This is a genomic window from Pseudomonas sp. JV245A, from assembly GCF_032424515.1.
GTDB lineage: Bacteria > Pseudomonadota > Gammaproteobacteria > Pseudomonadales > Pseudomonadaceae > Aquipseudomonas > Aquipseudomonas protegens.
This window is the reverse complement of sequence record NZ_VYKE01000449.1, coordinates 1-869: the sequence shown is the minus strand read 5'-3', so window position 1 is coordinate 869 and position 869 is coordinate 1. Positions and strand designations below refer to the sequence as shown.

The following is an 869-nucleotide window of genomic DNA, read 5'->3' as shown; positions in this document are numbered from 1 at the left end:
TGTCGGTGCTGCCGATCCGTGCCCAGGAGATTGCCGATTCGCTCTACGAACACGGCAAGAGCCGCGGTCACAGCCGTTCGGTGCGTGACATGCTGCTGGCCACCGCCAGCTGATCGGCGCCATCTCCGTTCTTGCGGACCTCTTCGCCGGCAAGCCGGCTCCTGCCATTCGGGGCTATCCCGGGTGTTTTTTGTAGGAGCCGGCTTGCCGGCGAAGGCATTCCTGAACCTTGGCTGAAGAACTTTTCGATTCCCTCTGCCAGGGTTTCCCTCCGGTTTACTCTGCAAATAGTGCGGCGTAAGCTGCGCGCGTTTTCAATCAGTGGAGGCCCAGTGTGGGTACTTGTTCGAGTGACAGGAGTCGGCCGGTTTCAGTAACCGGCGCAGTCCCGGCAAGATAGCGCGCAGCCTTTTTCCTGCCGCTGTCTCGCCGTCCAGCGAGATGCGGCATCCCGATCGCGAACTTCTATGGTTCGCTTCCCGACGCCACTTCCTGGCGACTTCTATTTCCCCTTCGACCCGGCCGGCTGCCGTGTCGTGGTGGCATCGACGCGCAGGTCCAGGACCTGCGGATCAGGCATGCATGGAGGATTACCCTCCGGCAACGCCCGATCGTACCTGCCTGCGGTTTTCCCTACGCCGTTGCTGCAGGAGTCATCACCATGAAGCTCACCCTGTTGAAAGAGTTCTTTGCCGGCTTCCTGCGGACCCGGCATTTCGCCCGGCACTTCCGCCGCCTGGCACTGCTGGAAAGTTTCAGCGATGCCAGCGTCAGCCGCGACGTGCCGCCGACCCTGGCGCAAACCCTGGTGGCGGCGGCCAACAGCGATGCCGCGCAACTGCTGGACCAGCTCGGCAGCCACACCGACG

At 62.8% G+C, this 869-nt stretch carries 1 protein-coding gene; it reads left to right on the top strand.

Going from position 1 to position 869, the window contains the following annotated elements; all coding sequences use genetic code 11:
- Positions 1 to 661: 661 nt before the first annotated feature.
- Positions 662 to 869 (top strand): hypothetical protein (locus F6S12_RS32355; RefSeq protein WP_315869936.1); only part of this gene is annotated, 208 nt, incomplete at its 3' end.